7 protein-coding genes, 2 tRNA genes and 2 rRNA genes are annotated in these 14,362 nt (G+C 49.4%); 10 read left to right on the top strand and 1 reads right to left on the bottom strand.

What is annotated here, in order from left to right; genetic code table 11:
* Nucleotides 1-150: 150 nt before the first annotated feature.
* From N5E87_RS19090 to lpxC, 4 genes are all read left to right on the top strand, one after another.
* Nucleotides 151-900 carry a cell division protein FtsQ/DivIB gene (locus tag N5E87_RS19090; protein WP_011718495.1) on the top strand — a complete coding sequence of 250 codons (750 nt, stop codon included), beginning with the start codon at nt 151-153 and terminating at the stop codon, nt 898-900.
* Nucleotides 881-2,116: a cell division protein FtsA gene (gene ftsA, locus N5E87_RS19085; protein WP_011718494.1), complete on the top strand. Its 1,236-nt coding sequence runs from the start codon at nt 881-883 to the stop codon at nt 2,114-2,116. Before N5E87_RS19090 ends, ftsA begins: the two co-directional genes overlap by 20 nt.
* A 27-nt stretch (nt 2,117-2,143) precedes the next feature.
* The gene (ftsZ, locus tag N5E87_RS19080) at nt 2,144-3,325 is read left to right on the top strand and encodes a cell division protein FtsZ (RefSeq protein ID WP_279775714.1); all 1,182 of its coding nucleotides are present in this window, start codon (nt 2,144-2,146) and stop codon (nt 3,323-3,325) included.
* Between the two features lie 180 nt (nt 3,326-3,505).
* Complete coding sequence (gene lpxC, locus N5E87_RS19075; RefSeq protein ID WP_011624293.1) at nt 3,506-4,426, top strand: UDP-3-O-acyl-N-acetylglucosamine deacetylase; 921 nt, start codon at nt 3,506-3,508, stop codon at nt 4,424-4,426.
* Between the two features lie 13 nt (nt 4,427-4,439).
* Here lpxC and N5E87_RS19070 read toward each other — a convergent pair whose 3' ends face one another.
* Complete coding sequence (locus N5E87_RS19070; protein WP_011718492.1) at nt 4,440-4,886, bottom strand: DciA family protein; 447 nt, start codon at nt 4,884-4,886, stop codon at nt 4,440-4,442.
* A gap of 27 nt (nt 4,887-4,913) precedes the next feature.
* Between N5E87_RS19070 and N5E87_RS19065 the strand changes: the two genes are divergently transcribed.
* The 6 genes from N5E87_RS19065 (at nt 4,914) to N5E87_RS19040 (ending at nt 14,317) form a co-directional block, all read left to right on the top strand.
* On the top strand, nt 4,914-5,813 hold the full coding sequence (locus N5E87_RS19065; RefSeq protein WP_011624932.1) for a M23 family metallopeptidase: 900 nt from the start codon (nt 4,914-4,916) through the stop codon (nt 5,811-5,813).
* Nucleotides 5,814-5,873: 60 nt separating this feature from the next.
* Complete coding sequence (secA, locus tag N5E87_RS19060) at nt 5,874-8,600, top strand: preprotein translocase subunit SecA (RefSeq protein WP_011718491.1); 2,727 nt, start codon at nt 5,874-5,876, stop codon at nt 8,598-8,600.
* Between the two features lie 647 nt (nt 8,601-9,247).
* Nucleotides 9,248-10,790: ribosomal RNA gene (locus tag N5E87_RS19055) — 16S ribosomal RNA — on the top strand.
* 162 nt (nt 10,791-10,952) lie between these two features.
* Nucleotides 10,953-11,029: transfer RNA gene (locus tag N5E87_RS19050), tRNA-Ile, on the top strand.
* A gap of 45 nt (nt 11,030-11,074) precedes the next feature.
* Nucleotides 11,075-11,150, top strand: a tRNA-Ala gene (locus tag N5E87_RS19045).
* A 273-nt stretch (nt 11,151-11,423) separates the two neighbouring features.
* A 23S ribosomal RNA gene (locus N5E87_RS19040) occupies nt 11,424-14,317 on the top strand.
* Together the 16S and 23S rRNA genes with 2 tRNA genes alongside form the textbook arrangement of a ribosomal RNA operon.
* Nucleotides 14,318-14,362 lie beyond the last annotated feature (45 nt).

Below are 14,362 nucleotides of genomic sequence, written 5' to 3'. Positions count from 1 at the left end.
GTATTGCGGAACAACTCGGGTTTAAAGGAAATTTTGACCCGAGGCTTTAGCTCTATATAATGGCCGATTTTCTGTGGTTTTTAGTAGTGTCGTTGAAAGGTGGAAACAAACGTGTCTTGGAGTGATAAGAGGCGACACTGGTGGGCGAGGATGTCACGGGTTAATTGGTACCTGTGGAGCGGAATTGGTTTTTTATGGTTAGTCATTGGGAGTTTTGTCTTTGGTGGCTACCAACTGCATAAGTTTTTAAATGATGCCAGCACGCTGCCCATTGAGGCTGTGGCCATCAAAGGTGAACGGACTTACACCACAGATAGAGATATACAAATTGCACTACAGGATTTAATGCAGCGGAGTTTTTTCAGCGCAGACATCACCTTAGTGCAACAGGCGTTAGAAGCCTTACCTTGGGTGTATCGCGCGTCAGTGAGGCGTGAATGGCCAGCGAAACTCAGGGTGTATTTACAGGAGCAGCAACCGGTCGCCCATTGGAATGGCACCGCTTGGCTCAATGTGCATGGTGAAGTGTTTGAAGCGCCATCGCATCCTGAGCTAGAGCATTTGCCTTATTTATCTGGGCCAGATGATATGGGGACCGAAGTGTTAACCGCCTACGCGCAGGTTAACTCGCTACTGAAGATTAATGGCTTTACCTTGGCCAATTTGAGTTTAACGCCACGTCATGCGTGGCACGCGACACTGGGTAACGGTATTGTTTTAGACCTAGGTCGAGAAGATAAAATGGCAAGGATACAAAGGTTTATCACTGTTTATCCGTTACTGGCGAAACAAGATAAACCGATTGCCAGAGTGGATTTGCGCTACGACACAGGGTTGGCCGTAGGCTGGGGCGATGCACAAACAAGAGAGCCGATAATTAATGACCAAAAACCAAGATAGAAATCTGATCGTCGGATTGGACATAGGAACCTCTAAAGTCGCAGTGATCATAGGCGAAGTTCTGCCCGATGGCGAAATCAGCATAGTCGGCCTTGGTAACCACCCTTCAAGGGGCATGGATAAAGGTGGCGTTAACGATTTAGACTCCATCGTACGCAGTGTGCAACGCGCGCTCGATCAAGCGGAATTAATGGCAGACTGCCAAGTATCATCGGTTTACCTGAGCATTTCCGGTAAACATATCGCCTGCCAAAACGAAAATGGCATGGTGTCGATTAACGATGAAGAAGTGACACAGGAAGACGTCGACAACGTGATCCACACCGCGCGCTCGGTGAAGATCCCAACGGAACGCCGCATTCTGCATGTGTTACCACAGGAATATGCGATTGACGTACAAGACGGCATTCGCAGTCCTATCGGCATGTCAGGCATGCGGATGGAAGCCAAGGTACACATAGTGACCTGCGCCAATGATATGGCGAAGAACATCACTAAGAGTGTTGAACGCTGTGGCTTGAAGGTCGATGACTTAGTGTTTTCCGGCATTGCGTCGGCGGATGCGGTATTAACCTTCGATGAAAAAGACTTAGGTGTGTGTATCGTCGATATCGGCGGTGGTACGACGGATATCGCAGTGTACACCAATGGTGCGCTGCGTCATTGCGCGGTTGTGCCGGTTGCGGGCAACCAAGTGACCAACGATATCGCGAAGATTTTCCGCACACCCTCGTCACATGCTGAACAAATTAAAGTGCAGTTCGCCTGTGCGCGCAGCTCCATGGTGAGCCGCGAAGACAGTATCGAAGTGCCATCGGTCGGTGGTCGTCCATCACGCAGCATGTCGCGCCATACTTTGGCCGAAGTAGTTGAGCCGAGATATCAAGAGCTGTTTGAGTTAGTGCTCAAGGAGCTGAAAGACAGTGGTCTAGAAGATCAAATCGCCGCCGGTATCGTGCTCACAGGCGGTACGGCGTCGATCCAAGGCGTGGTGGACATCGCGGAGGCAACCTTTGGGATGCCGGTTCGCGTCGCCTCACCATTGCCGATTAAAGGGTTATACGAATACGTGGATCAGTCTATTTACTCCACTGGGGTTGGATTGCTTCATTACGGTGCAAGACGGGTGCTTGAGCGTCAATTCGAGCGTCCTGAGCGTCAAGGGGTTACCAGTGCTTGGAATCGGGTCCAAAGCTGGTTTAAGGGTGAATTTTAATAACGCAGGCAACACGGAGATCAGACAATGTTTGAGATCATGGACACTCACTCAGACGACGCGGTGATTAAAGTCATCGGCGTTGGCGGCGGCGGCGGTAATGCTGTCGAACATATGGTCAAACACAACATTGAAGGTGTTGAGTTTGTCGTTACCAACACAGACGCACAGGCGCTACGTAAATCAGGCGCTGGCTCAACGATTCAATTAGGTCGCGATGTCACTAAAGGTCTTGGCGCTGGCGCCAACCCAGAAGTAGGTCGTGCCGCAGCGGAAGAAGACCGTGAAAACATTCGTGCGGCGATCAAAGGCTCAGACATGATCTTTATCGCTGCCGGTATGGGCGGTGGTACGGGTACAGGTGCTGCGCCAGTCGTTGCTCAAATCGCTCGCGAAGAAGGCATCTTAACGGTTGCCGTCGTGACTAAGCCTTTCCCTTTCGAAGGCAAGAAGCGTATGGCTTATGCCGAGCAAGGTATTAGCGAACTGGCCAAGCACGTGGATTCGTTAATCACTATCCCTAACGAAAAATTATTAAAAGTATTGGGCCGTGGTACGTCATTACTCGATGCGTTTGCCGCAGCGAATAACGTGTTACTCGGTGCAGTACAAGGTATTGCCGAGCTTATCACTCGTCCTGGTCTGATTAACGTCGACTTTGCGGACGTGAAAACCGTTATGTCTGAAATGGGTAATGCCATGATGGGTACCGGTGTTGCGCGTGGTGAAGACCGTGCGGAAGAAGCGGCCGAAGCGGCAGTTGCCAGCCCATTATTAGAAGACATCGACTTAGCCGGTGCCCGTGGTGTGTTAGTTAACATTACCGCAGGTATGGACATGAGCATCGAAGAATTTGAAACCGTGGGTAACCATGTTAAAGCTTACGCTTCTGACAACGCGACAGTAGTTGTGGGTGCGGTGATCGACCCAGAAATGAGCGACGAGCTGCGTGTAACTGTGGTTGCAACGGGTATCGGTGCTGAAAAGCGTCCTGATATTCAACTGGTTTCTAAACCAGCACCACGTCCAGAGCCAGTGGTTGTGGAACCAAAAGTCGAAGCCTATGTCGAAGAAGCGACTCATGTGAGTTATGCGGCGCCAAAGGGTAACGTGTTACCTGCATCGCCCGCTCCAGCGCCAGCACCTTCAACAAAGCATGAATTGGATTACTTAGATATCCCAGCGTTTTTGCGTAAGCAAGCTGATTAAAACAGGTATTTGAGTCCAGCGTGTCGGGTGGTGCCTTGCTCTGTGAGGCTGTACCACCCAATGACTACATTTGTATGACATGGTCAACTTATGTTACCATGTAGCACCTATGTGGTCGTTTTGCCGCCGCTGTGTGTGCAAATATTAGGCTTAATTATAGAAATCTAAACGGGTAACTGAATGATATTTCAAAGAACTGTTCAAAAAATGGTGAAGGCTACTGGAGTCGGTTTGCACTCTGGGAATAAGGTCACCTTGAGCATTATGCCCGCACCAGTCAATACAGGGATCGTACTCGTGCGTACCGACATGAATCCTGCCGTTGCTATTCCAGCAAAGGCGGAACAAGTTCGCGAAACCACTATGTGCACGGCACTTGTCAATGACGAAGGTATTCGTATTTCGACTATTGAGCATTTATTTGCAGCCTTAGCGGGTTTAGGCATTGATAACGCCGTAATCGAAGTGGACGCGCCTGAAATCCCAATCATGGATGGCAGTGCGAGCCCATTTGTCTTCTTGCTTCAGTCTGCAGGTATTAAAGAGCAGGCTGCGCCTAAGAAGTACTTAAAGATTAAACGCCCTGTACGTGTTGAAGACGGTGATAAGTGGGCCGAGCTGAAGCCATTCAAAGGCTTTAGAGTCAACTTCAAAATTGACTTTGCTCACCCTGAAATTGCCCGTAGTCAACAGCATGTGGTGATGGACTTCTCTACTTCTGCTTTTGTTAAAGACATTAGCCGTGCCCGTACTTTTGGTTTTATGCGTGATATTGAGTATCTGCGTGCGAACAACCTAGCATTAGGTGGCAGCATGGAAAACGCGGTTGTACTTGATGAATATCGCGTCCTCAACCCCGACGGCCTGCGTTATGAGGATGAGTTCGTTAAGCACAAAATTTTAGATGCGTTTGGTGATCTCTACGTGGCAGGACACGCCATTCTTGGTGAGTTTACTGCCTATAAAACGGGTCATGCACTGAATAACCAATTAGTGCGAGCCTTATTGGCGCAGCAGGATGCGTGGGAGCTGGTGAGCTTTGAGAAAGAAGCCGATGTTCCCGTCAGCTTTACTGTGCCAGGTGGCGCGGTTTACGCTTAATAGCGCTTGATGTTTACTTATTACGGCTGGCCAATGTGGCCAGCCGTTTTAGTTTTTCGCCTAGTGTTCCGCTCACATTTTCTGCAAGCGCAGCAATATGTTCTGCCGCTGCTGGACTGAGTTGCTTGTGCGCCTGTTTCGGCTTTGCGTCATACAATGCTAATCTCGGGTTGACTTTAACTTCAATTGCGGTAAGGATTGGGAGCGTTTCTGCTTGAAGCTGCGCTAGTAGTTTCGGCTTTTGGAAATTAATTCGTGCGGCCCATGCTGCCGAAGTGGTTTCAACCACAAGAACACCCTGGCGGAAATTGGCGACTTTCAGCTGCTCCGCAACAGGACCTGCGACAATCTGCTTCACGTGCTGATCCAGATATAAAAGTAGTTCCGCTTTCTCAGCTATATCGGGCAATGTGCCTGACTGGTGTAGTAATTGGCTGAGATCCTGAGGGGGCTTTTTCATATGATAATAAGATGGCTGAATTAGGCTATGAGTGTAACAGTATTTATTCAAGGTCGGAATGGCGTCACGCGCTGGCAACCCAGTAAACGCTGGTTGCTCCTTCCCATGCTATTGTTGGCGACTGGTGCCGGTATTTATCAACACAACTCTGCTAAATTTGAAAACCAGCAAGCCAGTGTCGATAACGATCGTATCCAACGCGAACAACAAAAGAAGCAAGTCTTAGAATTAAAGAGTGCCACAGAGTCACAGCTAGCCATGCTGGCGACCCATGTTGCGCGCATGCAAGCTAAAATCACCCGTCTCGAGGCCTTAGGTCAACAAGTCGCTAAACAAAACAAATTGGATGAAGACTTTGATTTCTCCTCTGAAGTGGGGGTCGGTGGCTTGAGCGAATTAGGCTCGAATATCGAACTTGGTCAGCTTATCGATGATATGGATAAACTGGCGTCACGAATTGACAACAATAATGTTCAACTATCACTACTTGAAACAGTGTCATCTAACCACCATATAGATGCTGAACGTTATGTATCAGGGCTCCCACTCGATAAAGGTTGGTTATCGTCGCCCTACGGATTACGTAATGACCCTTTTAACGGTCGTCGAACCATGCATAAAGGGATCGATTTTACCGGTCGAGAAGGGGCTAAAGTTGTCGCGACTGCTGCAGGCGTGGTGACTTGGGCTGGGAATATGTTTGGCTATGGCGAATTGGTCGAAATCGATCATGGTAACGGTTTACGTACTCGCTATGGTCATAATAAAGCTTTGTCAGTAGCTGTAGGTGATGTGGTCGCTAAAGGCGAAACCATCGCCAGTATGGGAAGCACTGGGCGCTCAACAGGGGCTCATGTGCATTATGAAGTGTTGCGTGGCGGACAGCAGATAGATCCACAGAAGTTTGTCTACCGCAAGGCAGGTTAATTGAAACATTGGCTTCTAGTTTCCATCATGGACTTGGCCTACAGAAAATAAGTGATTCAGATGTTTGGTAAATTACTGACAAAAGTATTTGGTAGTCGCAACGACCGTACCCTCAAAGGGTTACAAAAAGTAGTTAATAAGATTAATGCGCTTGAAGCCGATTATGAAAAATTAACCGATGAACAGCTTAAGGCGAAAACCGCCGAGTTTCGCGAGCGTTTAGCGGCCGGAGCGTCGTTAGAGAGCATTATGGCGGAAGCCTTCGCTACAGTGCGTGAAGCATCGAAGCGTGTTTTCGAGATGCGTCACTTCGACGTGCAATTACTCGGTGGTATGGTGCTCGACAGTAACCGCATCGCTGAAATGCGTACCGGTGAAGGTAAAACCTTAACCGCGACCCTACCAGCCTATCTAAATGCCTTAACCGGTAAAGGCGTTCACGTTATTACCGTCAACGATTACTTAGCTCGTCGTGACGCCGAGAATAACCGCCCACTGTTCGAATTCTTAGGCTTAACGGTCGGCATTAACGTCGCAGGTCTAGGCCAGCAGGCGAAAAAAGACGCCTACAACGCCGACATTACTTACGGTACCAACAACGAATTTGGTTTCGACTATCTGCGCGACAACATGGCGTTCTCGCCACAAGAGCGTGTTCAACGTCCATTGCACTACGCACTGATCGACGAAGTCGACTCAATTCTTATCGACGAAGCTCGCACGCCACTGATTATCTCTGGTGCTGCGGAAGACAGCTCTGAGCTATATATCAAGATCAACACCTTAATCCCAAGTCTTATCCGTCAAGATAAAGAAGACTCTGAAGAGTATGTGGGTGAGGGTGACTACAGCATCGATGAAAAAGCCAAACAAGTGCACTTCACCGAGCGTGGTCAAGAGAAGGTTGAGAACCTGTTGATTGAGCGCGGCATGTTAGCCGAAGGCGACTCTCTCTACTCAGCGGCAAACATTTCTCTGCTGCACCATGTGAATGCGGCGCTGCGTGCGCATACCCTGTTTGAGCGTGACGTTGACTATATCGTTCAAGATGGCGAAGTGATCATCGTTGACGAACACACTGGCCGTACTATGCCAGGTCGTCGCTGGTCAGAAGGTTTACACCAAGCCGTTGAAGCCAAAGAAGGCGTTCGTATCCAAAACGAAAACCAAACCCTGGCATCGATTACCTTCCAAAACTACTTCCGTTTATATGAGAAGTTAGCGGGTATGACAGGTACGGCCGATACCGAAGCGTTTGAGTTCCAACACATCTACGGTCTAGATACTGTGGTTGTGCCAACCAACCGTCCTATGGTGCGTAAGGATATGGCGGATTTGGTTTACCTCACCGCCAATGAAAAATACCAAGCGATCATTAAAGACATCAAAGATTGCCGTGAACGTGGCCAACCTGTCCTAGTGGGTACAGTGTCTATCGAACAGTCTGAGCTGTTAGCGCGCTTAATGGTGAAGGAGAAGATCCCGCACCAAGTGCTTAACGCTAAGTTCCACGAAAAAGAAGCCGAAATTGTTGCCCAAGCGGGTCGTACTGGCGCTGTGACTATTGCTACTAACATGGCGGGTCGTGGTACCGACATCGTGTTAGGCGGCAACTGGAATATGGAAATCGAAGCCCTCGAGAATCCAACTGCTGAGCAAAAAGCCAAAATCAAGGCCGACTGGCAAGAGCGCCACGATGCCGTGGTCGCCGCCGGTGGTTTACACATTTTAGGTACTGAGCGCCACGAATCTCGCCGTATCGACAACCAGCTACGTGGTCGTGCGGGTCGTCAAGGTGATGCAGGTTCTTCACGTTTTTACCTTTCTATGGAAGATAGCTTAATGCGCATCTTCGCCTCGGATCGTGTCTCAGGCATGATGAAGAAACTGGGGATGGAAGAAGGCGAAGCTATTGAACATCCATGGGTTTCCCGTGCGATTGAAAACGCACAACGTAAAGTGGAAGCGCGTAACTTCGATATTCGTAAGCAACTGCTCGAATTTGACGACGTCGCAAACGACCAGCGTCAAGTGGTTTACGCACAGCGTAACGAGTTGATGGATGCCGAAAGTATCGAAGACACCATCAAAAACATCCAAGACGATGTGATCAGTGCGGTGATCGATCAATACATTCCACCACAATCAGTGGAAGAGTTATGGGATGTGCCTGGTTTAGAGCAACGTTTACAGCAAGAATTTATGCTGAAACTGCCAATCCAAGAATGGCTAGATAAAGAAGACGACTTACACGAAGAAACATTACGTGAGCGTATCATCACTTCTTGGTCTGATGCATATAAAGCAAAAGAAGAAATGGTCGGTGCGCCAGTACTGCGCCAGTTCGAAAAAGCAGTGATGCTACAAACCCTCGATGGTCTGTGGAAAGAACACTTAGCGGCAATGGACCACTTACGCCAAGGTATCCACTTACGTGGTTACGCGCAGAAGAATCCAAAGCAAGAATATAAGCGCGAGTCTTTCGAACTGTTCCAACAATTACTTTCGACCTTAAAGCATGACGTGATTAGCGTGCTATCTAAGGTACAAGTACAAGCACAGTCAGACGTAGAAGAGATGGAAGCGCGTCGTCGTGAAGAAGATGCCAAGATCCAACGCGACTATCAGCATGCAGCAGCCGAAGCCTTAGTGGGTGGGGATGATGGTAGCGACGAGATGATGGCTCATACGCCAATGATCCGCGATGGCGATAAAGTGGGTCGTAACGATCCTTGTCCTTGTGGCTCAGGCCGTAAGTATAAGCAGTGCCACGGCAAGCTAAGCTAATAAACACGTAAACTCAATTTAAAAGGCGACTGAAATAGTCGCCTTTTTCATGCCTGCTTCTTTATAGGTGCTTTAACTCTCTACCGACTATAAAACCCTTCGTCTATAAATCGTAATCAGTATTGCTGCACTAAAATTAACCGCTTTTATCTGTTTTGTGGATAAGTTTGAGGATAAATAGTGGGTATTTTGTGACTAACTGAAACTATTGAAAAAAGATCAAAAAAACCGAAAAAAGCCCTTGCACAAAAAGTTCAGCTCCCTATAATGCGCATCCACTGACACGGCAGACAGCGATACGCAGTTTCAAGTGCCAGTTCATCGAGTGATTCACTCCTCGGTGAGCGAAAAGAAAGTTGCAAAAACTACTTGACGCAAAAACGGGAATGCGTAGAATACGCAGCCCTGACCCGCTGAAATCAATTACGATAAGGCGATGGTCAACGCTCTTTAACAATTTATCAAGCAAATCTGTGTGGACACTCACAGGTGTTGAGTTAATCGAAATTACTCTGCCGTTTGGCGAGTAATCAAAATTTACATCAATGAATGAGTGTTCATAGCAATATGTACAGTTTGTTTTGACTTTCGAGTTGAAACGACAAATCAGAATTCATTGAGCCGAACCTTCGGGTTCACAAAACTTTTAATTGAAGAGTTTGATCATGGCTCAGATTGAACGCTGGCGGCAGGCCTAACACATGCAAGTCGAGCGGCAGCACAAGTGAGTTTACTCATGAGGTGGCGAGCGGCGGACGGGTGAGTAATGCCTAGGGATCTGCCCAGTCGTGGGGGATAACAGTTGGAAACGACTGCTAATACCGCATACGCCCTACGGGGGAAAGGAGGGGACCTTCGGGCCTTCCGCGATTGGATGAACCTAGGTGGGATTAGCTAGTTGGTGAGGTAATGGCTCACCAAGGCGACGATCCCTAGCTGTTCTGAGAGGATGATCAGCCACACTGGGACTGAGACACGGCCCAGACTCCTACGGGAGGCAGCAGTGGGGAATATTGCACAATGGGGGAAACCCTGATGCAGCCATGCCGCGTGTGTGAAGAAGGCCTTCGGGTTGTAAAGCACTTTCAGTAGGGAGGAAAGGTTGTAAGTTAATACCTTGCAGCTGTGACGTTACCTACAGAAGAAGGACCGGCTAACTCCGTGCCAGCAGCCGCGGTAATACGGAGGGTCCAAGCGTTAATCGGAATTACTGGGCGTAAAGCGTGCGCAGGCGGTTTGTTAAGCGAGATGTGAAAGCCCCGGGCTCAACCTGGGAATTGCATTTCGAACTGGCAAACTAGAGTCTTGTAGAGGGGGGTAGAATTCCAGGTGTAGCGGTGAAATGCGTAGAGATCTGGAGGAATACCGGTGGCGAAGGCGGCCCCCTGGACAAAGACTGACGCTCAGGCACGAAAGCGTGGGGAGCAAACAGGATTAGATACCCTGGTAGTCCACGCCGTAAACGATGTCTACTCGGAGTTTGGTGTCTTGAACACTGGGCTCTCAAGCTAACGCATTAAGTAGACCGCCTGGGGAGTACGGCCGCAAGGTTAAAACTCAAATGAATTGACGGGGGCCCGCACAAGCGGTGGAGCATGTGGTTTAATTCGATGCAACGCGAAGAACCTTACCTACTCTTGACATCCAGAGAATTCGCTAGAGATAGCTTAGTGCCTTCGGGAACTCTGAGACAGGTGCTGCATGGCTGTCGTCAGCTCGTGTTGTGAAATGTTGGGTTAAGTCCCGCAACGAGCGCAACCCCTATCCTTATTTGCCAGCACGTAATGGTGGGAACTCTAGGGAGACTGCCGGTGATAAACCGGAGGAAGGTGGGGACGACGTCAAGTCATCATGGCCCTTACGAGTAGGGCTACACACGTGCTACAATGGCGAGTACAGAGGGTTGCAAAGCCGCGAGGTGGAGCTAATCTCACAAAGCTCGTCGTAGTCCGGATTGGAGTCTGCAACTCGACTCCATGAAGTCGGAATCGCTAGTAATCGTGGATCAGAATGCCACGGTGAATACGTTCCCGGGCCTTGTACACACCGCCCGTCACACCATGGGAGTGGGCTGCAAAAGAAGTGGGTAGCTTAACCTTCGGGAGGGCGCTCACCACTTTGTGGTTCATGACTGGGGTGAAGTCGTAACAAGGTAGCCCTAGGGGAACCTGGGGCTGGATCACCTCCTTACCTATACGACTAACTCGATGTTTGTTGAGTGTTCACACAGATTTGCTTGATAGAAGATAGAGTAAACGATGGGTCTGTAGTTTAGCTGGTTAGCACCTCAATCCCCTCATAAAGAGTAGGGTGAGGTCGGTGGTTCTAGATGAACTTAGATTTATCAAAGATGGGTCTGTAGCTCAGCTGGTTAGAGCGCACCCCTGATAAGGGTGAGGTCGGTGGTTCAAGTCCACTCTGACCCACCAATCCTTTGAGGGTTGGGACATCTGATACTCGCACTGCATGTAAATGGGGCTATAGCTCAGCTGGGAGAGCGCCTGCCTTGCACGCAGGAGGTCTGCGGTTCGATCCCGCATAGCTCCACCACTTACTGCAATCTGGTTAGAGATGCCAAAGATAAACTGAAAAATTATCTTTGGCTTTTTTAAGCCCGCTCTTTAACAATTTGGAAAGCTGATAGTAATTAATACAATGATGTCTGTCGTTGTGTTAATACGAAAAAATTGAGTTCTTAAAACACTTTTTAAGTGTCTTGAATATTCAAGTCTAAGGCGAGTCCATCTTCTTGGTCGAAGATGAGACAAGTAAAACCAGCTGGTCGCAACGACGCAAGTGACGTGAAACTCATTTGGGTTGTATGGTTAAGCGACTAAGCGTATACGGTGGATGCCTTGGCAGTCAGAGGCGATGAAGGACGTAGTAACTTGCGAAAAGCGTTGGCGAGCTAGTAACAAGCATTTGAGCTAACGATGTCCGAATGGGGGAACCCAGCAGCATAAGCTGTTATCACTACATGAATACATAGTGTAGTGAGGCAAACGAGGGGAACTGAAACATCTAAGTACCCTTAGGAAAAGAAATCAACCGAGATTCCCCTAGTAGCGGCGAGCGAACGGGGATTAGCCCTTAAGTCAGAGGGGTGTTAGTGGAATGGTCTGGAAAGTCCAGCGGCACAGGGTGATAGCCCCGTACACGAAAACTAACCTTTGATGAAAACGAGTAAGGCGGGACACGTGATATCCTGTTTGAATATGGGGGGACCATCCTCCAAGGCTAAATACTCCTGACTGACCGATAGTGAACCAGTACCGTGAGGGAAAGGCGAAAAGAACCCCTGTGAGGGGAGTGAAATAGAACCTGAAACCGTATACGTACAAGCAGTGGGAGCGGTTCTTGAGACCGTGACTGCGTACCTTTTGTATAATGGGTCAGCGACTTACGTTTTGTAGCGAGGTTAAGCGAATAGCGGAGCCGTAGGGAAACCGAGTGTTAACTGCGCGTTTAGTTGCAAGGCGTAGACCCGAAACCCGGTGATCTAGCCATGGGCAGGTTGAAGGTTGAGTAACATCAACTGGAGGACCGAACCGACTAATGTTGAAAAATTAGCGGATGACTTGTGGCTGGGGGTGAAAGGCCAATCAAACCGGGAGATATCTGGTTCTCCTCGAAAGCTATTTAGGTAGCGCCTCGGACGAACACCTTTGGGGGTAGAGCACTGTTAAGGCTAGGGGGTCATCCCGACTTACCAACCCTTTGCAAACTCCGAATACCAAAGAGTGCTATCCGGGAGACAGACGGCGGGTGCTAACGTCCGTCGTCAAAAGGGAAACAACCCAGACCGTCAGCTAAGGTCCCAAAGTGTATGTTAAGTGGGAAACGATGTGGGAAGGCTTAGACAGCTAGGATGTTGGCTTAGAAGCAGCCATCATTTAAAGAAAGCGTAATAGCTCACTAGTCGAGTCGGCCTGCGCGGAAGATGTAACGGGGCTAAACATACCACCGAAGCTACGGGTGCAATCCATTAGGGTTGCGCGGTAGAGGAGCGTTCTGTAAGCCGTTGAAGGTGAAGGGGTAACCCACGCTGGAGGTATCAGAAGTGCGAATGCTGACATGAGTAACGATAAAGGGGGTGAAAAACCCCCTCGCCGAAAGACCAAGGGTTCCTGTCCAACGTTAATCGGGGCAGGGTGAGTCGACCCCTAAGGCGAGGCCGAAAGGCGTAGTCGATGGGAAACAGATTAATATTTCTGTACTTCCGCTAACTGCGATGGAGAGACGGAGAAGGCTAGGCTAGCGCGGCGTTGGTAGTCCGCGTTTAAGGTGGTAGGTGGAACGCTTAGGCAAATCCGGGCGTTCTTAACACTGAGAGCTGATGACGAGTCCCCAAGGGGATGAAGTAGTTGATGCCATGCTTCCAGGAAAATCTTCTAAGCTTCAGGTTAGCGGGAATCGTACCCCAAACCGACACAGGTGGTCGGGTAGAGAATACCAAGGCGCTTGAGAGAACTCGGCTGAAGGAACTAGGCAAAATGGTACCGTAACTTCGGGAGAAGGTACGCTGCTGTTGGTGATGGGACTTGCTCCCTAAGCTGACGGCAGTCGCAGATACCAGGTGGCTGCAACTGTTTATCAAAAACACAGCACTGTGCAAAATCGCAAGATGACGTATACGGTGTGACGCCTGCCCGGTGCCGGAAGGTTAATTGATTGGGTTATCGCAAGAGAAGCTCATGATCGAAGCCCCGGTAAACGGCGGCCGTAACTATAACGGTCCTAAGGTAGCGAAATTCCTTGTCGGGTAAGTTCCGACCTGCACGAATGGCGTAATGATGGCCACGCTGTCTCCAGCCGAGACTCAGTGAAGTTGAAATTGCGGTGAAGATGCCGTATACCCGCGGCTAGACGGAAAGACCCCGTGAACCTTTACTATAGCTTGGCACTGAACATTGACCCTACATGTGTAGGATAGGTGGGAGACTTTGAAGCGGGAACGCTAGTTCTCGTGGAGTCGTCCTTGAAATACCACCCTTGTAGTGTTGATGTTCTAACTTGGGCCCCTAATCGGGGTTAAGGACAGTGCCTGGTGGGTAGTTTGACTGGGGCGGTCTCCTCCCAAAGAGTAACGGAGGAGCACGAAGGTTGGCTAAGTACGGTCGGACATCGTACGGTTAGTGCAATGGCATAAGCCAGCTTAACTGCGAGACAGACACGTCGAGCAGGTACGAAAGTAGGTCATAGTGATCCGGTGGTTCTGAATGGAAGGGCCATCGCTCAACGGATAAAAGGTACTCCGGGGATAACAGGCTGATACCGCCCAAGAGTTCATATCGACGGCGGTGTTTGGCACCTCGATGTCGGCTCATCACATCCTGGGGCTGAAGTCGGTCCCAAGGGTATGGCTGTTCGCCATTTAAAGTGGTACGCGAGCTGGGTTCAGAACGTCGTGAGACAGTTCGGTCCCTATCTGCCGTGGGCGTTGGATGATTGAGGGGAGTTGCTCCTAGTACGAGAGGACCGGAGTGAACGAACCGCTGGTGTTCGGGTTGTCATGCCAATGGCATTGCCCGGTAGCTATGTTCGGAATCGATAACCGCTGAAAGCATCTAAGCGGGAAGCGAGCCCCAAGATGAGTCATCCCTTGGACTATAAGTCCACTAAAGAGCCGTTCGAGACTAGGACGTTGATAGGTCAGGTGTGTAAGCGTTGTGAGGCGTTGAGCTAACTGATACTAATGACTCGAGAGGCTTAACCATACAACCCAGATGGGTTTTGCTAAGAGTACTTAGCTTGAATACAAA

The sequence above is a fragment of the Shewanella sp. GD03713 genome (genome assembly GCF_029843705.1).
Taxonomy (GTDB): domain Bacteria; phylum Pseudomonadota; class Gammaproteobacteria; order Enterobacterales; family Shewanellaceae; genus Shewanella.
This window is presented reverse-complemented; position numbering and strand designations above follow the sequence as displayed.